Source organism: Sporosarcina gallistercoris, assembly GCF_050459885.1.
GTDB lineage: Bacteria > Bacillota > Bacilli > Bacillales_A > Planococcaceae > Sporosarcina > Sporosarcina gallistercoris_A.
In genome coordinates, this window is record NZ_JBCMNO010000009.1 from 104,707 (window position 1) to 125,178 (window position 20,472).

The 20,472-nt window shown below is 44.5% G+C and carries 18 protein-coding genes; all 18 read left to right on the plus strand.

The genetic code is table 11. The features are described 5' to 3' along the window. The first annotated feature begins 1 nt into the window (after position 1). Complete coding sequence (locus ABE021_RS07085; protein WP_430287735.1) at positions 2-1,603, plus strand: YbaK/EbsC family protein; 1,602 nt, start codon at positions 2-4, stop codon at positions 1,601-1,603. A 58-nt stretch (positions 1,604-1,661) separates the two neighbouring features. Then, complete coding sequence (locus ABE021_RS07090) at positions 1,662-5,975, plus strand: PolC-type DNA polymerase III (protein ID WP_430287736.1); 4,314 nt, start codon at positions 1,662-1,664, stop codon at positions 5,973-5,975. A 220-nt stretch (positions 5,976-6,195) separates the two neighbouring features. Further along, positions 6,196-6,672 carry a ribosome maturation factor RimP gene (gene rimP, locus ABE021_RS07095; protein ID WP_430287737.1) on the plus strand — a complete coding sequence of 159 codons (477 nt, stop codon included), beginning with the start codon at positions 6,196-6,198 and terminating at the stop codon, positions 6,670-6,672. A 23-nt stretch (positions 6,673-6,695) separates the two neighbouring features. Further along, positions 6,696-7,892, plus strand: coding sequence for a transcription termination factor NusA (gene nusA / locus ABE021_RS07100; RefSeq protein WP_430287738.1), 1,197 nt, complete (start codon positions 6,696-6,698; stop codon positions 7,890-7,892). A gap of 24 nt (positions 7,893-7,916) precedes the next feature. After that, positions 7,917-8,198, plus strand: coding sequence for an RNase P modulator RnpM (gene rnpM / locus ABE021_RS07105; RefSeq protein ID WP_430287740.1), 282 nt, complete (start codon positions 7,917-7,919; stop codon positions 8,196-8,198). Then, positions 8,195-8,509 (plus strand): YlxQ family RNA-binding protein, encoded by a 315-nt coding sequence (locus ABE021_RS07110; RefSeq protein ID WP_430287741.1) that lies wholly within the window; start codon positions 8,195-8,197, stop codon positions 8,507-8,509. Before rnpM ends, ABE021_RS07110 begins: the two co-directional genes overlap by 4 nt. 13 nt (positions 8,510-8,522) lie before the next feature. After that, positions 8,523-10,982 carry a translation initiation factor IF-2 gene (infB, locus tag ABE021_RS07115; protein WP_430287742.1) on the plus strand — a complete coding sequence of 820 codons (2,460 nt, stop codon included), beginning with the start codon at positions 8,523-8,525 and terminating at the stop codon, positions 10,980-10,982. Next, positions 10,979-11,260 (plus strand): DUF503 domain-containing protein, encoded by a 282-nt coding sequence (locus ABE021_RS07120; RefSeq protein ID WP_430287744.1) that lies wholly within the window; start codon positions 10,979-10,981, stop codon positions 11,258-11,260. The genes infB and ABE021_RS07120 overlap by 4 nt, the downstream gene beginning before the upstream one ends. Positions 11,261-11,279: 19 nt before the next feature. After that, positions 11,280-11,633: a 30S ribosome-binding factor RbfA gene (gene rbfA / locus ABE021_RS07125; protein ID WP_191688209.1), complete on the plus strand. Its 354-nt coding sequence runs from the start codon at positions 11,280-11,282 to the stop codon at positions 11,631-11,633. A gap of 87 nt (positions 11,634-11,720) precedes the next feature. Continuing rightward, a complete protein-coding gene (gene truB / locus ABE021_RS07130) occupies positions 11,721-12,668 on the plus strand; it encodes a tRNA pseudouridine(55) synthase TruB (RefSeq protein ID WP_430287745.1) in 948 nt (315 codons plus the stop codon). After that, positions 12,646-13,602, plus strand: coding sequence for a bifunctional riboflavin kinase/FAD synthetase (locus ABE021_RS07135; protein WP_430287747.1), 957 nt, complete (start codon positions 12,646-12,648; stop codon positions 13,600-13,602). Before truB ends, ABE021_RS07135 begins: the two co-directional genes overlap by 23 nt. A gap of 129 nt (positions 13,603-13,731) precedes the next feature. After that, positions 13,732-14,001: a 30S ribosomal protein S15 gene (rpsO, locus tag ABE021_RS07140; RefSeq protein WP_430287749.1), complete on the plus strand. Its 270-nt coding sequence runs from the start codon at positions 13,732-13,734 to the stop codon at positions 13,999-14,001. Between the two features lie 184 nt (positions 14,002-14,185). Further along, entirely contained in the window at positions 14,186-16,303 is a 2,118-nt protein-coding gene (gene pnp, locus ABE021_RS07145) for a polyribonucleotide nucleotidyltransferase (protein ID WP_430287750.1), read from the plus strand. Between the two features lie 78 nt (positions 16,304-16,381). Then, positions 16,382-17,611: a M16 family metallopeptidase gene (locus ABE021_RS07150; protein ID WP_430287752.1), complete on the plus strand. Its 1,230-nt coding sequence runs from the start codon at positions 16,382-16,384 to the stop codon at positions 17,609-17,611. Positions 17,612-17,674: 63 nt separating this feature from the next. Next, the gene (locus ABE021_RS07155; protein WP_371257560.1) at positions 17,675-17,953 is read left to right on the plus strand and encodes a YlmC/YmxH family sporulation protein; all 279 of its coding nucleotides are present in this window, start codon (positions 17,675-17,677) and stop codon (positions 17,951-17,953) included. Further along, a complete protein-coding gene (locus tag ABE021_RS07160; RefSeq protein ID WP_430287755.1) occupies positions 17,946-18,725 on the plus strand; it encodes a hypothetical protein in 780 nt (259 codons plus the stop codon). Before ABE021_RS07155 ends, ABE021_RS07160 begins: the two co-directional genes overlap by 8 nt. A gap of 4 nt (positions 18,726-18,729) precedes the next feature. Then, the gene (locus ABE021_RS07165) at positions 18,730-19,323 is read left to right on the plus strand and encodes a dipicolinate synthase subunit B (RefSeq protein WP_430287756.1); all 594 of its coding nucleotides are present in this window, start codon (positions 18,730-18,732) and stop codon (positions 19,321-19,323) included. A 96-nt stretch (positions 19,324-19,419) separates the two neighbouring features. Next, complete coding sequence (locus ABE021_RS07170; RefSeq protein WP_430287758.1) at positions 19,420-20,466, plus strand: aspartate-semialdehyde dehydrogenase; 1,047 nt, start codon at positions 19,420-19,422, stop codon at positions 20,464-20,466. The last annotated feature ends 6 nt before the right edge of the window (positions 20,467-20,472 follow it).

Consider the following 20,472-nt stretch of genomic DNA (forward strand, 5'->3'; position numbering starts at 1 on the left):
CATGGAACAATCAGGTGTATTCATACCTGCTGCTGAAACTTCAAGTAACTGTCTGGCAGATCAGCTTCTCACTCATTCTGGTTATGTGCAGGAAACGTCAGAGGGAATGTATGCTTACTTCCCGTTAGCTGGAAAGGTTTTGGAAAATATAAAACGTGTGATCCGTGATGAAATGGAATCGGCACGCGTTCTTGAAGTGGATCTCCCATATGAACAATTTGAACATGCGACCGGGAAGTCTGATGAAATGATTTTACTGTCGTTCATTGCAAAAGAAATTATTAGCTCTGAGCAATTACCGATTTCAGTATTTCACATCAAACAGCATGTGAGAGAGTCTCGCAGTCCTATTCAAAATTCAGGACTCCTATATGCAAAAGAGTATTCCCTCATGAGTGGGTATTCTTTCCATACAGACACAGTTGAAGCGAAAGAAAATGGTGAAACCCTACTCTCGGTCTTTTCAACAATCGCGAATAGAATAGGAATCCCATATCAGGTAATTGAATCCCAAAACGAAAATGGCAGAACTGAATACGAGTTCATTGCCTTTTCTGACTGTGGCGAAGAAACGTTTGCACAAAGCGAAAATTCAACTTATACGTCAAAAGCGAATCTGGCAGCAGCAGCAAGAGAAGAACTTGATGAATCTAAAAAAATGAAAAAAGCCGAGAAAGTCAAGGGGAATGGGAAAGATATCATCCCTCTTGCTGAATCACTCGGTATAGACTGCTCTCAAACAATCCAAACGTTTCTGTATAACGTCAATTCGGAACCAACGCTTATTCTTATCCGTGGGGATCATGAGCTGAATGAGATGAAATTGGAGAAGTTATTTAATACGTCAACTTTCCGTTTAATGGATCCGAAAGAAATGGAAGAAGTGTTAGGAATCGGATTGGAATCGATTGGACCCGTACAATTGCCATTTGGTCTGCCGGTATATGCTGACTACGGTGTAGCTGCCATTGTGAATGGAATTTGCGGAGCAAATGAAAAAGACACTTTCTTAGTCAATGTGAATCCGGATCGGGATTTTGCAGTCGATCATTACGTGGACATTCGACTAGTGAAAGAAGGGGAACCTTCACCTGACGGAAACGGTACGTTAACATTTCGTAAAGGCGTCACTTTCGCATGGATTATCGAACCGGAACCGGTTTTCAGTAAAATTAATGTTGCCGATAAGAAATCTCTTGAAATCTTAACAGGATATTATTACATGGATTTGACCCGTCTATTTGCAGCAACTGCTGAACATTACAGTGATTCACTCGGATTGAAATGGCCGATACAACTTGCTCCCTATGATATTCATTTATTGATAGAAGATGTTGGGGACGAAAACCAACAGCAGTTAGCTGAAGAGCTTCACTCGGTCATGAATGGATATCGGTATCGAGTGCTATTCGATGATCGAAATGTTAGCTCCGATAGTAAGCTTGAAACTTCAAATCAGCTAGGCGTTCCTGTAAAAATCGTTGTAGGAGATGATGCCTCCGATGGGATGGTGGAAGTCACTTATCGGATGATGGGCGAGGCAGTTAGCATGCGGAAAGAAGAAGTGACAGAAAAACTTCAGGAATTTTTCAGAACAGAGTAAAGACATGGGAAGGCCGACATTCGGTCCTTCCCTTCTTTTTACGGGAAAGGAGAGGCTTATGGACGCTAAAAGAAAAATGTCAATGTTGCTCCAACAAATCGGACTGACGGAAGATGCGTTTGTCGTCCATTTTCAAGATGCAGAGCTGGAACGTGTGGATATCTATAAAAAATCCAGAGTGTGGCAATTCACTGCAACTTTACAAAAACCATTACCATTTGATGTGTTCCAGCTGTTCCGCAAACGAGTTGAACAATCCTTCGCTAATATTGCGGCGATTCGATTACAAATCAGTACGAAAACAGAAGTCCACGAAGAGGAAACGATTCTTGCCTACTGGCCGGCAATCATGGACGAGCTAGGTGACGTTTCACCTCCTATACGGGAAGCGCTTAGTGGTCAAAAGCCGGTCTTATCTGGTGAAAAAATTACGATTTGTTGTGTGAATGATGTGCAGCAGCGGACCTTGAAAAATAAGTATGGACACCTGATTTCAAGTGCATACGAGTCCTTTGGATTTCCGAGGATCTATCCGGAATTCACAATTTCCGACGCTCCTGTCGAGGAAGAACAAGCACGTGTTGCTTTCTTCGAAGAGCGCAAAGCGGAAGAGGTTGCCTATGCCCAAAAAGCATTAGAGGCGATGCAGCAGCGCGAAACCACAAAGAAAGATGGGGATAGCGCCCCAGTCGGTCCGATTTCTTTCGGTACGCCGATTCGTGCCGATGAACCACTGCTTGAGATTCAACAAATCCAAGATGAAGAACGTCGTGTCACCATCGAAGGATATGTGTTTGATGCGGAAGTGAGAGAACTGCGCAGCGGACGGTCATTACTGACATTAAAGGTCACCGACTATACCGATTCCATCCTAGTGAAAATGTTTTCACGTGACAACGAAGATGCGGACCTGATGAAAGCACTTACGAAGGGCAAGTGGGTGAGAGCTCGCGGAAGTATCCAAAATGATACATTCGTCCGCGATTTAATCATGATGGCTCAAGATATTATGGAAGTTGCTCCTGTAGTGAAAAAAGATAAAGCCCCTGAAGGAAGAAAGCGTGTTGAATTGCATACGCATACGAAACTTAGTCAAATGGATGGAGTCTCTTCTGCTGGTGCACTCGTTGCACAAGCCGCAAAATGGGGGCATCCTGCGATCGCTATTACCGACCATGCAAACGTTCAGGCATTCCCGGATGCGTATAACGCAGGGAAGAAGCATGGTATAAAAGTCTTGTTCGGCTTAGAAGCGAACCTTGTGGATGATGGTGTTCCAATTGTATATAACGAACAGCACCGGCTACTCGAAGAAGATACGTACGTTGTCTTTGACGTCGAGACAACGGGGCTTTCCGCAGTATATGACACGGTGATTGAACTTGCTGCAGTGCGTGTCAAAAATGGTGAAATCATAGATTCGTTTGAACGTTTTTCCAATCCCCATCATCCTCTGTCGTCAATTACGACCGAGTTGACTGGCATTACAGATGATATGGTGAAGGACGCGCCGGAAGTTTCAGAAGTGATGGTGGATTTCATCGAGTTCATAGGTGATTCCATTTTAGTTGCGCACAATGCTTCGTTTGATATGGGCTTCTTTTACGAATCGTGTAAGAAAGCTGGAATTGAAACAGCGGATTATCCTACCATCGATACATTGGAATTAGCTCGTCTTCTGTATCCGGATCTCAGAAATCACCGTTTGAATACATTAGCTAAAAAGTTTGATATTGATCTGACCCAACATCACCGGGCCATTTACGATACGGAAGCAACTGCGCATCTGTTTGTCAGACTGATGAAAGATGCTGCGGAAAAAGATATTACATGGTTGGATGACTTCAACAAGAACGTCGGTGAAGGGGACGCCTATAAGCGTTCAAGACCGAATCATTGTACGTTGCTAGCTACGAGCGATGAAGGATTGAAGAATTTATTCAAACTCGTGTCCTTCTCACATATGGATTATTTTTATCGAGTTCCAAGAATCCCGAGGTCGTTACTTGTGAAATATCGGAAAGGGCTGCTAATTGGTTCGGGATGCGACAAGGGCGAAGTGTTTGAAGCTCTCATGCAAAAATCGATTGAAGAAGCCGAAGAAATTGCTGGATTCTATGATTATTTGGAACTTCACCCTAAACCGGTTTACAATCACCTGATTGAACTGGATCTCATTCGTGATGAATGGAACCTTGAAGATATTATGCGTAAAATGATCAAACTCGGTAAAATGACAGGTCTTCCAGTAGTAGCTACAGGAAATGTTCATTATATCGAAGAAACGGACGCTGCCTATCGGCAAGTTTTGGTTCGTTCCATGGGCGGCGCGAATCCGATGAACCGTCACGAACTGCCTGCTGTACATTTCAGGACGACGGATGAAATGCTCGAAGAATTTGCATTTCTAGGAACCGAAACGGCCGAGCAAATCGTAATAGATAATCCACTCGCTATTGTCGATAGAGTTGGTGAAGTGAAGCCGATTAAAGATGACCTATATCCACCGGAAATTGAAGGTGCTGATGAAGAAGTGCGTCAACTCACGTATACAATGGCACATAAAATCTATGGTGAAACGTTGCCGGAAATCATAGAGGCTCGTATTGATAAGGAATTGAAATCGATTATCGGAAACGGTTTTGCAGTGATCTATTTAATCTCCCATAAGCTCGTTAAGAAATCATTGGATGATGGATATCTAGTGGGTTCGCGTGGTTCGGTAGGTTCTTCACTTGTCGCAACGATGATGGAGATTACTGAAGTGAATCCAATGCCGCCGCATTATGTATGTCCAACGTGTAAGCAGTCCGAGTTCTTCTCAGATGGGTCCGTCGGTTCAGGTTTCGACTTACCGAACAAAAATTGTCCGGCGTGCGACATCCCTTATACAAAAGATGGACATGATATCCCGTTTGAAACGTTTCTCGGATTTAACGGAGATAAGGTGCCGGATATCGACTTGAACTTCAGTGGTGAGTATCAAGCGAAGGCCCATAACTACACGAAAGAACTGTTCGGTGAAGATTATGTGTACAGGGCTGGAACGATTGGCACTGTCGCTGAAAAAACGGCTTACGGCTATGTCCGGGGGTACATGAACGACAATGCTATCAATTTGAGGGGTGCTGAAATTGACCGCCTCGTTCAAGGATGTACAGGTGTTAAACGGAATACTGGACAACACCCAGGCGGCATTATCGTTGTCCCTGACAATATGGAAATCTACGACTTTACGCCGATTCAATTCCCGGCAGATGATGTCGGTTCGAGTTGGAAAACAACGCACTTCGACTTCCACTCCATTGATAATAACTTACTGAAACTTGATATTTTAGGACATGATGATCCGACGATGATTAAGATGCTGGAGGATTTGTCGGGGATGGACCCTAAAACGATTCCGCCGGATGATCCTGGTGTTATGGCGTTGTTCAGTGGGACAGAATCACTCGGCGTAACAGAAGAGCAGATTAACTGTAAAACCGGAACACTCGGTGTACCTGAGTTCGGTACTCGATTTGTCCGACAGATGCTGGAAGAGACGAAGCCTTCAACGTTTTCAGAGCTCATCCAAATTTCTGGGTTGTCTCATGGAACCGACGTATGGCTTGGCAACGCTCAGGAACTGATTCAGAACAAAACGTGTGTGCTTGCTGAAGTAATCGGTTGTCGTGATGACATTATGGTGTACTTAATCTATCAAGGACTGGAACCCGCCATTGCATTCAAAATAATGGAATCCGTCCGTAAAGGTAAGGGACTGACACCTGAATTTGAAGAGGAAATGAAGAAAAACAAAGTCCCTGCGTGGTATATTGCATCTTGTAAAAAAATCAAGTACATGTTCCCGAAAGCACACGCCGCCGCTTACGTACTGATGGCACTGCGCATCGCTTACTTTAAAGTACATCATCCAATTATGTATTATGCAACGTATTTCACAGTTCGGGCGACCGATTATGATTTGGCAACGATGATTAAAGGTCCCGCGTCCATAAGAGTGAAAATCAAAGAAATCTATGACAAGGGTCTGGACGCTTCACCAAAAGAAAAGAGTTTGGTGACTGTATTAGAGATTGCACTAGAGATGTGTGAACGAGGATTTACATTTGCAAAGCCGGATTTATATAAATCTTCAGCTTCTGAATTCATCATCGAAGGCAATACACTGATTCCTCCATTCAATGCCATCCCATCACTCGGCACAAATGTTGCGAAAACAATTGTAGAGGTCAGGGATGATGGCGAGTTCCTATCTAAAGAAGACCTTCAGCGTCGCGGACGTGTATCCAAAACCATTACGGAATACATGGATGCACTTGGCTGCTTGGAAGGAATGCCCGAAATGAATCAGCTATCATTGTTCTGACTGATCAGGCACAACTCCTTGCAGTTTTCATGGATGAAATCGAGATCCACTGGATGTCTTCAGACACGAGTATTTTGATGATTTGCGCAGGCTATGAACGTATGGTATAATGGAAACAACTTTTGCTATAGTCTTTCGCGAAAAGAGTGGGATTCCCCGCTCTTTTCTGTTGTCTGCCGTTATTATTCAAGCAAATTACAATCTGCAAGGGAGGGGTAAAATGAGTAAAATTACAGAAGAAGTAGAGCTATTAGTACTCCCTATAGTGGAGGAGTTAGCGCTTGAACTAGTTGACATTGAGTTTTTGAAAGAAGGAAGAGATTGGTTCTTACGTGTCTACGTCGATACGCAGGAAGGGAATATCGATATACTTCAATGTGCACAAGTAAGTGAACGTCTGAGTGAAGAACTAGATCGCACTGATCCGATTCCACAAAATTACTTTTTGGAAGTTTCTTCTCCAGGCGCAGAACGGCCGCTGAAAAAGGAACAAGATTTTGAAAAGGCGGTTGGTCAGTACGTTTATGTGAAAACCTATGAGCCCGTTAAAGATATGAAGGAATTTGAAGGTCATCTGTTAGTCAATGAACCAGATGCTATAGAACTTCAGATTCGTATTAAGACACGTACACTGACAGTCAGAATCGAGAAGCAAAAGATTGCCGTTGCAAGATACGCAATCGACTTTTCTGCATAATTGAATAATCAGGAGTGATGAACATGAGTAGTGATCTTCTCGATGCATTAACTGCATTAGAAAAGCAAAAAGGTATTTCCAGAGAGGTTCTAGTGGACGCAATTGAAGCGGCCCTCGTAACTGCGTACAAACGCAACTTCAATCAAGCTCAAAACGTCCGCGTTGACTTGAATTTGGGCGTCGGCACCATTAAAGTCTTTTCACGTAAGGACGTAGTAGCTGAAGAGGTGGAAGAAGACCGTCTGCAAATTTCGCTTGAAGACGCTTTGCTGATTAACCCTGCTTATGAAGTGGGCGACGTGGTGGAGCAGGAAGTGACGCCTCGCGATTTTGGCCGTATTGCTGCGCAGACCGCAAAGCAAGTTGTTACTCAGCGTGTCCGTGAAGCGGAACGGGGTCTAATCTATGAAGAGTATATCGATCGGGAAGACGATATCGTCAACGGGATTGTAGAGCGCTTTGATGCCCGTAATCTGTATGTTGGTTTAGGGAAAGTAGAAGCAGTTCTTCCTATGACTGAGCAAATCGTTTCCGAAAAGTTCAATCCACATGACCGCATCAAAGTGTACATTACAAAAGTGGAGCGCACTTCACGGGGACCGCAAGTGTTTGTTTCTCGTACGCATCCGGGGCTTTTACGCCGTCTATTTGAAATGGAAGTTCCCGAAATCTTCGAAGGTATTGTAGAAATCAAATCGATTGCAAGGGAAGCAGGGGACCGTTCAAAGATTTCGGTCTTTACGACGAACGAAGAAGTGGATCCTGTCGGTTCTTGTGTTGGTGCACGTGGAGCCCGAGTTCAATCCATTTCAAACGAACTGAATGGCGAAAAAGTGGATATCGTGGAATGGTCAGAAGATCCGGTTGTCTTTGTTGCAAATGCACTTAGCCCGTCGAAAGTATTGGACGTTCAAGTTAAGGAAGAAGATCGGTCAACTACAGTTGTCGTTCCGGATTACCAGTTATCACTAGCCATTGGTAAACGTGGCCAAAACGCACGTTTAGCTGCAAAATTGACTGGCTGGAAGATTGACATTAAAAGTGAAACAGATGCTCGTGAACTAGGGATCTATCCGCATTCCGAAGAAGATCATATTAAAGTGGAATCCGTTGATGAGTCTGAGCAAGTAGATGTCTATTCAGATGCAGAGATTGCATCGGATTCAACTGAAGAACCCGATACTGAGTCAATTGACTTGTATCAAGACGATCATCAATAACAAGTGACGAAAGGGTGCATACGCATGGCAGTCAATAATCGAAAAGTGCCGTTGCGCAAGTGTGCTGCTACCGGCCAAATGTTTCCTAAGAAAGAAATGATCCGGATTGTCCGCACAAAAGAAGGCGAGATCTCAGTCGATTTGACTGGTAAGAAATCTGGACGCGGAACCTATGTATCGAAATCTGAAGCAGCAGTCGAAAAAGCGCAAGCGACTCGTGCAATCGAGAGTCAATTGGGCAGCGCTGTTCCGGAACAAGTGTATGCGGATCTGTTGCATGCGATTCGGAGAGAGGCCATAAAATGATTTCAAACGAGACTAAGATCTATCAGTTGCTAGGATTAGCAGCTCGAGCAAGGAAACTGACCACTGGTGAAGAACTTGTCGTTTCCGAAGTTCGGTCACAAAATGCAAAACTTGTTATACTATCAAAAGACGCATCTGACAATACGAACAAGAAACTGTCGGATAAATGTAATAGCTACAACGTTGAGAAGCATGTTTTCGGGAGCCGCGAAGCAATCGGGCATGCAATCGGTAAAGAGTCGCGGGTCGTCCTCGCGGTAACGGACAGCGGTTTTGCTAAAAAGCTGTCCTCGCTCCTCAACGAATTATAACGGGGGTGGGCTAATGACGAAAATACGTGTACATGAATACGCGAAGAAGGTTAACAAATCAAGTAAAGAGGTCATTGAAGAACTGGGTAAATTGAATGTGGATGTTACAAACCATATGTCTATGATTGATACTAGTTCTGCAGAAAAATTGGATAAGAAGTTTTCGGCAGCGAAAAACACTCCAACGAACAACCAAAGTACTCCTCGTCCTCAAGGACAGAACACGAATCGTCCTCAAGGGCAGACGGGCAATCGTTCACAAGGCCACGGTGGCAGTAGCCGTCCTCAAAGCCAGACAGGTAATCGTCCACAGGGTCAAGGCGGCAATCGTCCTCAGGGCCAAACAGGCAACCGTCCGCAAGGTCAAACGGGTAACCGTCCACAGGGTCAAGGCAGCAGCACGCGTCCACAAGGACAGAACAGCAACCGTCCTCAAGGTCAATCTGCTAGCCGTCCACAAGGTCAATCCAGCAGCCGTCCGGCAACAACTGGCAACCAGAGCCGTCCAGCAACAACCGGCAGCCAAAGCACTTCAGCTTCAAATGGACAAAACCGTCCTAACCAAGGACCGTCTTCTCAAAACCGTTCTGGCGGTGGCGGTAATCGACGAGGCGGACGTCCGCCAGCACGGGGCATTAACCAAGGACGTCGCAGACACCGTCCTGCGAACCCGATGCCTAGAGTTGAAAAGCCGTTACCAGAAAAAATCACGTTTTATGAATCTCTTTCTGTTGGGGAACTTGCAAACAAGCTAGGTCGCGAACCTTCAGAAATCATTAAAAAGCTATTCCTTCTTGGCGTAATGGCTACCATTAACCAAGAGCTTGATAAAGATGCAATTGAACTCATTTGTGCAGAGTACGAAGTGGAAGTGGAAGAGGAAATCCGCATTGACGTAACAGATCTTGAAATTTATTTTGAAGATCCTGAAGCAGATGAGGAATCAGTAGAAGATGATACAAATGCAATCGAACGTCCTCCTGTTGTTACGATTATGGGACACGTTGACCATGGTAAAACGACTTTACTCGATTCCATCCGGAACACAAAAGTCACTCAAGGTGAAGCGGGTGGTATCACTCAGCATATCGGTGCGTATCAAATCAATTCAGGCGGCAAAAAGATTACGTTCCTCGATACACCTGGACACGCAGCATTCACAACAATGCGTGCACGCGGTGCTAAGGTTACTGACCTGACAATCCTAGTGGTAGCTGCTGATGACGGTGTTATGCCACAAACCGTTGAAGCGATTAACCACGCGAAAGCTGCTGATGTTCCAATCATCGTGGCAGTGAATAAAATGGATAAACCTACAGCTAATCCGGATCGTGTCATGCAAGAATTGACAGAGCATGGACTTGTCTCTGAAGCATGGGGCGGGGATACAATCTTCGTTTCGATTTCAGCACTAAAGGGTGAAGGGATCGATCAGTTGATTGAGATGATCCTCCTTGTCGCTGAAGTTGCTGAATTGAAAGCGAACCCTTCCGTTCGTGCGAAAGGTACTGTCATTGAGGCACAGCTTGACCGTGGTCGCGGTGCAGTAGCATCGTTACTCGTACAAGATGGTACACTTCGTATCGGTGATCCGATTGTTGTCGGTAACACATTTGGTCGTGTCCGTGCGATGATCAATGATGTAGGCCGTCGTGTGAAAGAGGCCGGGCCATCTGCTCCGGTTGAGATTACAGGATTGAGTAACGTCCCTCAAGCGGGTGATCGTTTCGTCGTATTCAAAGATGAGAAAACCGCTCGTCAAATCGGTGAAAGCCGTGCTGGGGAAGCGATCCAAGAACAGCGTACTGAAAAAACGCGTGTGACATTGGATAACTTGTTCGATCAGATGAAAGAGGGCGAAATGAAAGAATTGAACCTGATTGTCAAAGCAGACGTTCAAGGTACTGTGGAGGCAATGGCAGCTTCATTGATGAAGATTGACGTAGAAGGCGTCAATGTTAAAATCATCCATACAGGTGCTGGTGCAATCAACGAGTCCGATATTTCGTTAGCAGCTGCATCCAATGCCATCGTCATTGGATTCAACGTACGACCTGACGTCAATGCGAAACGTGCTGCTGATGAAGAAGGCGTGGACATTCGTCTGCACCGTGTCATATATAAAGTTGTGGAAGAAATCGAATCTGCAATGAAAGGTATGCTTGACCCTGAATTCGAAGAAAAAGTAATCGGGCAAGTAGAAGTGCGTGAAACATTCAAAGTCTCTAAAATCGGTACAATTGCCGGAAGTTATGTAACAGACGGTAAAATTACAAGAGACTCGCGAGTTCGCATTTACCGAGACGATATCGTTATCTTTGAAGGGGAACTCGATACATTGAAACGCTTCAAAGATGATGCCAAAGAAGTCGCTAAAGGGTATGAGTGCGGTATCACGATTAAGAACTTCAATGATATTAAGGAAGGCGATATCATCGAACCTTACATCATGCAGGAAATTAAGCGCGTGTGATTGTTTACGCAGAGTGTTCGTTCATCATTCCAATGGCGGCTTCTCTCAAAGACAAACGTTCTGTGCTTAAACGTATGATAGATCGTGTGAAAAATGGGTATAATGTTTCTATCTCTGAGTTGGATCATCAGGATCTTTGGCAGCGGACTACGCTTGGCGTCGTTGCGGTTGCCTCTTCTGCGGAAGCTGCTGAACGTGAAATCCATCGCGTACAGAGATTTCTTGAGTCCAATCCGGAATGGGAACTGACTGAAATACAGATTGAGTATCCAGGATAGTGAAGCGGGGTGAAACTCCATGTCAATGCGTGTAAATCGAGTCGCAGAACAAATGAAAAAAGAACTCGGTGACATTATAGGTCAACGTTTGAAAGATCCTCGCATTGGTTTCGTCACAGTGACCGATGTGGAAGTAACGGGTGATCTTCAACAAGCGACAATCTATATTTCTGTTCTCGGAAAAGACTCCGAGAAAGAAGCGTCATTAGAAGGGCTTAAGAAAGCAAAAGGATTCATCCGCTCTGAAATCGGAAAAAGGATCCGTTTGAGAAAAACACCAGAAATCGATTTCGCGTTTGATGAATCCGTCGCATACGGCAACCGAATCGAATCACTTCTTCGCGATGTGAAGGAAGACGAGTCGGGCAATTAAACAAATGGGATCGGTATCCAATTGGATTTCCGATCCCTTTTTCATTTTACATAGCTCTTGGATCAACATTCTAAAGGAGGCGCTGAAATGGACGGAATTCTGCCGCTGTGGAAAGAAAAAGGGATGACATCACACGATTGTGTATTCAAATTACGTAAAATCCTTCACACAAAAAAAGTGGGTCATACCGGAACTCTCGACCCGAATGTAGAAGGAGTTCTTCCGATTTGTATAGGTTCAGCTACTAAAGTCGCGACATACATTACAGATTCGGGCAAAGAATACATTGCTGAAGTATCCATCGGAACAGCGACTGAAACTGAAGACGCAGATGGCTCCATTGTTGAAAGTGATTTATCAGAGAAGGTCATCACCCGTGAACAAGTATTGCAAGCTCTAAGTTCTTTAACCGGCCATATTACACAAATTCCCCCTATGTATTCTGCAGTTAAAGTGAATGGCAGAAAGCTTTACGAGTATGCAAGAAAAGGAATTGAAGTTGAACGGCCAGAACGTAAGGTCGCCATTCACGAAATCGATTTGATCAGTGAAGATGCGCTGTTTCAGGGAATCGAACCTCGGTTCACGATCAGAGTGAGTTGTGGAAAAGGCACCTATATACGGACACTTGCGGTTCAAATTGGAGAGCGTCTTGGGTACCCAGCCCATATGTCTCACTTAGTCAGGACAGCCTCGGGGTCGTTTCGGCAACGTGACTGTCGTACACTTGAAGAAGTTCGCGCTATGCAGGATTCAGGTGTCCTGGAATCGTTTTTGAGACCATTGGAAACGGCTCTGCATGACATCGTTGAGGTGCATTTGGATGATGATGAAGAGTTGTTGACAAAAATTTTAAACGGTCAAGTCCTGCCCCTTCATCCGATATTCGAGACAGAGGACCAAGCAGTATTTGTTGAACGCGGCAGGGTCATTGCTCTGTATGCACCACATCCAGAAAAGTCAGGACTAATGAAACCTGTGAAAATGTTCCTTGCGAACAGAGGAGAGGAGGGTGAATATATTGGAAACAATTGAATTGCAAGTTGATCAGGGGATTCCGCATATTGCAGACAAAGAATTCTCATTGGCTGTCGGTTTTTTCGATGGATTGCATAAAGGTCATCAGACAGTCATTCAACGAGCGGTAGACACTTCAAAAAAACTGGGTCTTGTACCAGCGGTCATGACGTTCAATCCTCATCCATCGCATCTGTTTTCCAATGAAAATGGAAAGATCGGTTACATCACTCCTCTGGAAGAAAAACAGAGAATCTTGAAAAGCATGGGAATCGATACGTTATTTATCGTGACGTTCGATCAAAACTTAGCCAATTTGACTCCTGAAGAATTTGTTGTACAAGTATTGAAAGAATTGAATGTCCGTCATGTGACAGCTGGATTTGACTTCACTTTTGGTGCTAAAGGTAAAGGGAATATGGAACAGATGACTTCGTTATCAAATGGGGTGTTTGGCACGACAAGCGTTGAAAAAGTTGCCGAGGGTGGTGAGAAAATTTCGTCCACACGTATTCGTAAGTTACTGGCGGAGGGGAATGTTGCAAAAACGGCATCATTGCTTGGCAGACCTTTTCGATCTATCGGTACAGTAGTCGATGGAGACAAACGTGGAAGACAGCTTGGTTTTCCAACTGCAAATATTATTCCGAGTGATGAGGTCATAGTGCCGCAAAATGGAGTCTATGCAGTACGGTTCACAGTAGATGGGAATAGATATGATGGAGTTTGTAATATAGGTGTCAAGCCAACTTTTGATCATCCGGATGAGGCACGTAAAACGATTGAAGTGAATGTCTTCGATTTCGATGAGGACTTATATGGTAAACAGGTATTTGTTGACTGGATCGATCATATCAGAACTGAACAAAAATTCGATTCAATCGACAACCTGGTCAATCAGATCGCCCAAGATAAAGAAACTGCAAAAAACATTCTTTCTAAAAAAGACTGAAGGTTGCAGTCATTAGTCGTGCATGCTATGATAGGGGAGTGTACAGTGTACACAAACCTTTCCTTGGCATAGCGATTCACCAACGTATGCTTGGGACTTGGGGATATTAAAGAATGGGAGGTGACTAGGATGGCTATAACACAAGAGCGTAAACATGAATTGATCAACGAATTCAAAACTCATGAAAACGACACAGGGTCTGCAGATGTTCAGATCGCTATCCTTACTGAAGAGATCAACAACTTGAACGAGCACTTACGTACACACAAGAAGGATAACCACTCACGCCGCGGTCTTTATAAGATGGTCGGTACACGTCGTCGTCTTTTAAGATTCTTACGTGAAACAGAAGTTGCACGTTACCGTGATCTTATCGCTAAACTCGGCCTACGCCGTTAATATTGACAACCGAAAAAGCGGGCTTTGCCCGCTTTTTTCTATGCAAACGTATGCCGATACAACTGTTGCAAACCCTATATCCCATCACTTAATGAAATATTTCGCAAACCATTGCTTAATTTGATACACTATTACGTAATACATACTACGTATTCAAAGGATGTAAATCGAGAGGAGATCAATCATGACAGAACACAAAAAGTTTACTATGGATTGGGCTGGCAGAGAGCTCACTATCGAAACAGGGCAACTCGCTAAGCAGGCAAACGGGGCTGTTCTCGTACGGTACGGAGAAACGACAGTACTCTCTACTGCGACAGCATCTAAAAAGCCGAAAGCATTAGATTTCTTTCCTCTTACAGTGAACTACGAAGAACGTCTCTATGCTGTTGGTAAAATTCCTGGAGGATTTATCAAACGTGAAGGGCGCCCTTCTGAAAAAGCGATTTTGACGAGCCGTCTAATTGACCGACCAATTCGTCCGCTATTTCCGGATGGATTCCGTAACGACTTGCAAGTCATTTCTCTCGTCATGTCCGTGGACCAAAACTGTTCTTCGGAAATGGCGGCAATGTTAGGATCATCACTTGCGATCTCTATTTCGGACATTCCATTTGACGGGCCGATTGCCGGCGTTCAAATCGGACGAGTCAATGGAGATTTCATCGTGAATCCGACACAGGAACAACTTGAAGCAAGCGATCTCGATTTGGTAGTCGCTGGTACGAAAGACGCGATTAATATGGTAGAAGCAGGCGCGAAAGAAGTGTCTGAAGATATTATGCTGGAAGCAATCATTTTTGGTCACGAAGAAATTAAAAAGCTCATTGCTTTCCAAGAAAAGATCATCGCTGAAGTCGGTAAAGACAAGATGGAAATCGAATTGTTCGAACTCGATCAGGACCTTGTTGCTACGATCAAAGAAAGCTGTAACAGCGATTTAGTCCAAGCAATACAGACTGAAGAAAAGCATGCGCGTGAAGAAGCGATCACTGCTGTGAAGAACGAAGTGATTTCACGTTACGAAGAGAGCGAAGCGGACGATGCGACGATGAAACAAGTCCGCAATGTTTTGGAGAAGCTTGTGAAAGACGAAGTGCGTCGTCTTATCACAGACGAAAAAATCCGTCCGGATGGTCGGGGACTTGAAGAAATCCGTCCACTTTCATCAGAAACAGGAATTCTTCCTAGAGCTCACGGTTCAGGTCTTTTTACACGCGGGCAAACGCAAGCGCTTAGTGTGTGTACATTAGGAGCGCTCGGTGAAGTGCAAATTATCGATGGCCTTGGACTGGAAGAGACGAAACGGTTCATGCATCATTATAACTTCCCGAACTTCAGTGTTGGAGAGACAGGTCCTATACGTGCTCCAGGACGCCGTGAAATTGGTCACGGTGCGCTGGGTGAACGCGCATTGTCTACAATTATTCCAGATGAAAAAGACTTCCCTTACACGATCCGTCTTGTAGCTGAAGTACTAGAATCCAATGGGTCTTCATCACAAGCTTCGATTTGTGCATCGACAATGGCAATGATGAATGCTGGTGTTCCAATCAAAGCTCCGGTTGCAGGAATTGCAATGGGACTCGTGAAAAAAGGAGACAACTATTCGGTGCTTTCTGATATCCAAGGTATGGAAGACCACTTAGGGGATATGGACTTTAAAGTAGCCGGTACATCCGAAGGTATCACTGCACTTCAAATGGATATTAAAATCGACGGTCTTTCACGTCAAATTTTGGAGGAAGCGTTGACTCAGGCGAAAATCGGTCGTATGAAGATTCTTGGCCATATGCTCGAAACAATTGCCCAGCCTTCACAAGAACTTTCAAAATATGCACCTAAGATTATTATGATTCACATCAATCCAGACAAAATCCGCGATGTTATCGGACCAGGCGGAAAAGTCATCAACAAAATCATTGAAGAAACCGGCGTGAAAATCGATACTGAACAAGATGGTACGATTTACATTTCGTCTCCGGATTCCGAAATGAACGACAAAGCGAAGAAGATGATTGAAAACATCGTCCGTGAAGCGAAAGTCGGAGAATATTACATGGCTAAAGTGAAACGTATCGAAAAGTTCGGTGCATTCCTTGAGTTATTCCCAGGCAAAGACGGATTACTCCACATTTCCGAAATTCAGGAAGAACGTACAAAGGCAGTGGAAGACGTAATGAAACTGGGTGACGAATTGTTCGTCAAAGTCATTGAAATCGACAACCAAGGCCGCGTTAACTTATCCCGTAAAATTGTCATCAAAGAAGAAAAAGAAAAAGCGGAACAACAAGGCGAGTAATTCAAATCGCAAAAGCCTCCCTCCCACAGTTGTGAGAGCGGGGCTTTTTTGTTTACGTACAAAAAGGGAGGCAACATAATGATTACCATTCAAACACTGGACAATGGCGTAAGAGTCGTCAGTGAACCTATTTCACATGCTCGTTCTGTATCGCTTGGCATATGGGTTAAAGTAGGGTCTGCTGACGAGTTGACTCATGAGGAAGGCATCGCGCATTTCATAGAGCATATGCTTTTTAAAGGTACAGCATCACTAACCGCAAAAGAAATCGCACAACAATTCGATCGTTTTGGCGGAGACATCAATGCATTTACTACAAAAGAAGCAACTTGTTTCTACGCAACTGTTTTAGAAGACAGAGCTGAAGACGCAGCACGCATATTAGCAGACATGTTATTGAATTCCAAATTGGATGAACAGGAAATGACCAAAGAAAAGTCCGTCATTATCGATGAACTTGCATCTGTTGAGGATTCGCCGGAAGAAGATGCAGACGAACGATTATGGGCTCTTATGTATCCAGACCACGCAATTGGGAAACCGATCGGCGGGACACCTGAACGTGTCCAATCTTTCACGAGACAGAAACTTGTCACTTTCATGGATTATTATTATACACCTGAGCGGATTGTTGTCTCTGTTGCAGGAAAGTTTAATGACTCGCTTTTACAAGAGATCGGGAAAATATTTGGGAATTTCAGCAAACCGGTTCAAAAAGAGACACGTCAATCAGTAGGAACAGCCCGATTTATAAATGGGGAAGGACGAAAAGAAAAAGATATTGAGCAGTCTCATCTATTCTTGGGCTATCCAGGACTTCCTCTGAAGCACCCTGACATATATAGCTTAGCACTGCTCGATAGTATTCTCGGAGGTACGATGTCATCACGGCTGTTTCAAGAAGTGAGGGAGGAAAAAGGGCTGGCGTACTCAGTCTACTCTTATTACGCATCTCATGCTCAAGAAGGAGCATTTGTCATTGGTTGTGCAGCTTCGCCGGAAAATGAAAAACTGTTATTTGAAACGGTCCAATCAGTGATTAAAGAAATCATCGAGCATGGAGTCACTGCAGAAGAACTCCAGAATGCGAAAGAACAAATGCGAGGCAGCTACTTAATCGGCTTGGAGACTACTGAAGCAAGAATGCATCGCAATGGTAACAACGAGTTGATCCATGGTGAACACCGCACGGAGGAAGAAATCATAGCTCGCATCGAAGCGGTTACAACCGAAGACGTAGCAACTATGGCAAATACCTTGTTAGGAAATACGCCTGCAATTTCCATACTATCTCCAAAACAAGACTAATCAGGCGGATTGTCAGCTTTTCACATGTTCAATCATAGACTGATGGTAAAGAGACTAGGAGGAATGCATGTGTTATTATCTGAACTCGCTCAAAAAGAGCTGATTCAAGTGGAAGAAGGAATCCGTTATGGATTTTTAGCGGATACGGATCTGCTATTCGATCGGTCGAGCGGTACAATCATTGGATTTGAAATTCGAGACCGAACGAGTAAAATACCGTTTCTTCAAAAGAAAGAAGCGTCAAAGCAATATATTCCATGGAGCGAAATTGTATTGATCGGAGAACATCGTATTTTGTTCGGACGCACTCACTTCCTCGATGGAGCGGAATTCGATGAGTGAAGCGCGTTGGCTGTTAATAGGGTCCGATCGACGGATAGAAGAGACTGCACGACTGTTCAAAGCAAAAGGGTTGGATGTAACTGTCCACTTAAAGGATGAAGTGACAAATGAGCTTACCGACAAGATTGCCGAAATTCATCCTACTCATATCGTATTGCCGATACAAGGGTTGAAGGGAATACTCGACACCCAGCGATTGCCGGTAGGAACTGTGTTTTTTACAGGAATTATTTCTGACATCCAGGAAACCGAATTGAAATCTGCAGGTCTTTTTGTTTCCAGCTATTTGAAGGATGAACGGTTTGTATGGAATAATGCCCGACTCACCGCCGAAGGTTTCGTAAAAGACTTTTACCTGGACACGAAAGCCCCGATTGCAAACACGCATTTCCAAATCGCTGGTTTTGGAAGGGTAGGAAGAATGCTTGCGCATGTCCTGGCGGCAGCAGGAGCCCAACTGACGATTTTTGCACGATCAGAAGCTCAACTTGGAGAAGCGGAAGCTTTGGGGTTTGAAGTGGAGAACCTATCGCACGATGTGGAATTCAAACCCGGGTATCTGGTCAACACCATTCCAGTGCAATGGCTTGAGTTACAGGAAGGCGATCCTCTGCGTGTGTTTGATTTGGCGTCTAAGCCTGGGTGCCTAAAGCCCGGCATGACCTCTGCATACTATACGTTACACCTCGGACTGCCGGGAAAACACTTCCCACAAAGAGCGGCAAGCTATCTGGCAGATACACTTTTGAGGATGTGCAGAGGAAAGGAGTAAAAAAATGCTTGAAAACAAACGTATCGGTCTTGGGATTACAGCGTCCCATTGTACGTACGAAGAATTATTACCCATGATTACCAAGCTCCAAGATGCGGGTGCGACTGTTGTACCTGTCATTACTCACTCTGTCCTTACAGCAGCTACCCGTTTCGGAACGGGAGAAGAATGGATCCAAAGGATTGAACAGGCAACCGGAGAAAAAGTGATCTCATCGATTGCGGGCGCCGAACCTTTTGGGCCGTCCACTCCCGTCGACTGCATGATCATCGCTCCACTTACAGGAAATTCGATGAGCCGTTTTGCGAATGCGGCCACCGATTCCCCTGTTCTAATGGCTGCGAAAGCTACATTACGCAATCATTCACCTGTCCTATTAGGAATCTCGACGAATGATGCATTAGGACTGAATGCCTCAAACCTAGTCAAACTACTGAACATGAAAAATGTATTCTTCATCCCATTTGGGCAAGATGACCCCTACAAAAAACCGAACTCCCTCATTAGCGACTTTTCATTGATTGTTGAAGCGGCAGCTGCTGCAATTGACAAGGAACAACTACAGCCTCTTTTGATCGTTCATTCTTCAAAGAAATAAAGCTCCCGACTATTCATTGTTATGGTATAATTCCTGCAATACGAATTATCGGTGTTCTTATTTCAAAGGGCATCGTGTTAAAGAAGGAGAATCATCATGCAGACTTATACGATTGCGATTGTTGGTGCGACAGGTGCAGTGGGTGCCAAAATTCTTGACAAACTCATTGAGCGGGCGTTTCCGTTTCGGACAGTAAAGTTGTTAGCTTCTTCACGGTCAGCAGGAACAGTTATTCAAGCGGGTGGAAGATTATTCACAATCGAAGAAGCGAAACCAGAGTCATTCAATGGCGTCGATTTTGCTTTTTTCAGTGCGGGTGGGGCTATTTCAGAGCAACTTGCAAGTGAAGCCACGCGTCGTGGAGCGATTGTGATTGATAATACCAGTGCGTTCAGAATGGATGCAGGGGTTCCACTCGTAGTTCCTGAAGTCAATCCCAAAGCACTGAATACCCACAGCGGTCTGATCGCAAATCCGAACTGTTCAACGATCCAGATGGTCGTTGCACTTAATCCTATAAAAGAAGCATTCGGCATTAAGAAAATTCTCGTATCTACTTATCAAGCGGTTTCTGGTGCAGGTGCGGACGCCATCTTAGAGTTGAAATCCCAGAGTGGGCAATTTGACAACAGAGCGGAAAATGCAGCATCCCAGCTGCCGAGTGCGGGCGCTGAACGCCACTATCCAATAGCGTTCAACGCGATCCCTCAAATCGATTCATTTGACGACATGGGGTATACGAAAGAAGAATGGAAAATGATCAAAGAAACAAAAAAAATCTTCAATGATCCGTCCATCGCCGTTTCTGCAACGTGCGTCAGATTGCCAGTCGTCACAGGACATTCGGAATCGGTTTATGTGGAGATTGATAAAGAAGGGATTACTGCTGAGGAATTCAGTAGGGCGATTGCAAAAGCGCCAGGCGTAGTCGTCCAAGATAATCCTGCAACACAAACGTATCCAATGCCGCTTTTTGCTGAAAACAAGGACGATGTCTATGTGGGACGTATCCGGAAAGATCCAGATCATCCTAGAGGCTTTCACTTGTGGATTGTCGCGGATAACTTGCTGAAAGGCGCAGCGCTGAATTCTGTTCAAATCGCAGAACAGCTCCTGAAGAACCGCGAAGCACAAAACAACTAGATCACT

What these genes read in the sequence shown, in the direction of transcription:
- ABE021_RS07085 (WP_430287735.1), top strand. Translation starts at nt 2, where the DNA reads ATGGAACAATCAGGTGTATTCATACCTGCTGCTGAAACTTCAAGTAAC.
- ABE021_RS07090 (WP_430287736.1), top strand. Translation starts at nt 1,662, where the DNA reads ATGGACGCTAAAAGAAAAATGTCAATGTTGCTCCAACAAATCGGACTG.
- rimP (WP_430287737.1), top strand. Translation starts at nt 6,196, where the DNA reads ATGAGTAAAATTACAGAAGAAGTAGAGCTATTAGTACTCCCTATAGTG.
- nusA (WP_430287738.1), top strand. Translation starts at nt 6,696, where the DNA reads ATGAGTAGTGATCTTCTCGATGCATTAACTGCATTAGAAAAGCAAAAA.
- rnpM (WP_430287740.1), top strand. Translation starts at nt 7,917, where the DNA reads ATGGCAGTCAATAATCGAAAAGTGCCGTTGCGCAAGTGTGCTGCTACC.
- ABE021_RS07110 (WP_430287741.1), top strand. Translation starts at nt 8,195, where the DNA reads ATGATTTCAAACGAGACTAAGATCTATCAGTTGCTAGGATTAGCAGCT.
- infB (WP_430287742.1), top strand. Translation starts at nt 8,523, where the DNA reads ATGACGAAAATACGTGTACATGAATACGCGAAGAAGGTTAACAAATCA.
- rbfA (WP_191688209.1), top strand. Translation starts at nt 11,280, where the DNA reads ATGTCAATGCGTGTAAATCGAGTCGCAGAACAAATGAAAAAAGAACTC.
- truB (WP_430287745.1), top strand. Translation starts at nt 11,721, where the DNA reads ATGGACGGAATTCTGCCGCTGTGGAAAGAAAAAGGGATGACATCACAC.
- rpsO (WP_430287749.1), top strand. Translation starts at nt 13,732, where the DNA reads ATGGCTATAACACAAGAGCGTAAACATGAATTGATCAACGAATTCAAA.
- pnp (WP_430287750.1), top strand. Translation starts at nt 14,186, where the DNA reads ATGACAGAACACAAAAAGTTTACTATGGATTGGGCTGGCAGAGAGCTC.
- ABE021_RS07150 (WP_430287752.1), top strand. Translation starts at nt 16,382, where the DNA reads ATGATTACCATTCAAACACTGGACAATGGCGTAAGAGTCGTCAGTGAA.
- ABE021_RS07155 (WP_371257560.1), top strand. Translation starts at nt 17,675, where the DNA reads ATGCATGTGTTATTATCTGAACTCGCTCAAAAAGAGCTGATTCAAGTG.
- ABE021_RS07160 (WP_430287755.1), top strand. Translation starts at nt 17,946, where the DNA reads ATGAGTGAAGCGCGTTGGCTGTTAATAGGGTCCGATCGACGGATAGAA.
- ABE021_RS07165 (WP_430287756.1), top strand. Translation starts at nt 18,730, where the DNA reads ATGCTTGAAAACAAACGTATCGGTCTTGGGATTACAGCGTCCCATTGT.
- ABE021_RS07170 (WP_430287758.1), top strand. Translation starts at nt 19,420, where the DNA reads ATGCAGACTTATACGATTGCGATTGTTGGTGCGACAGGTGCAGTGGGT.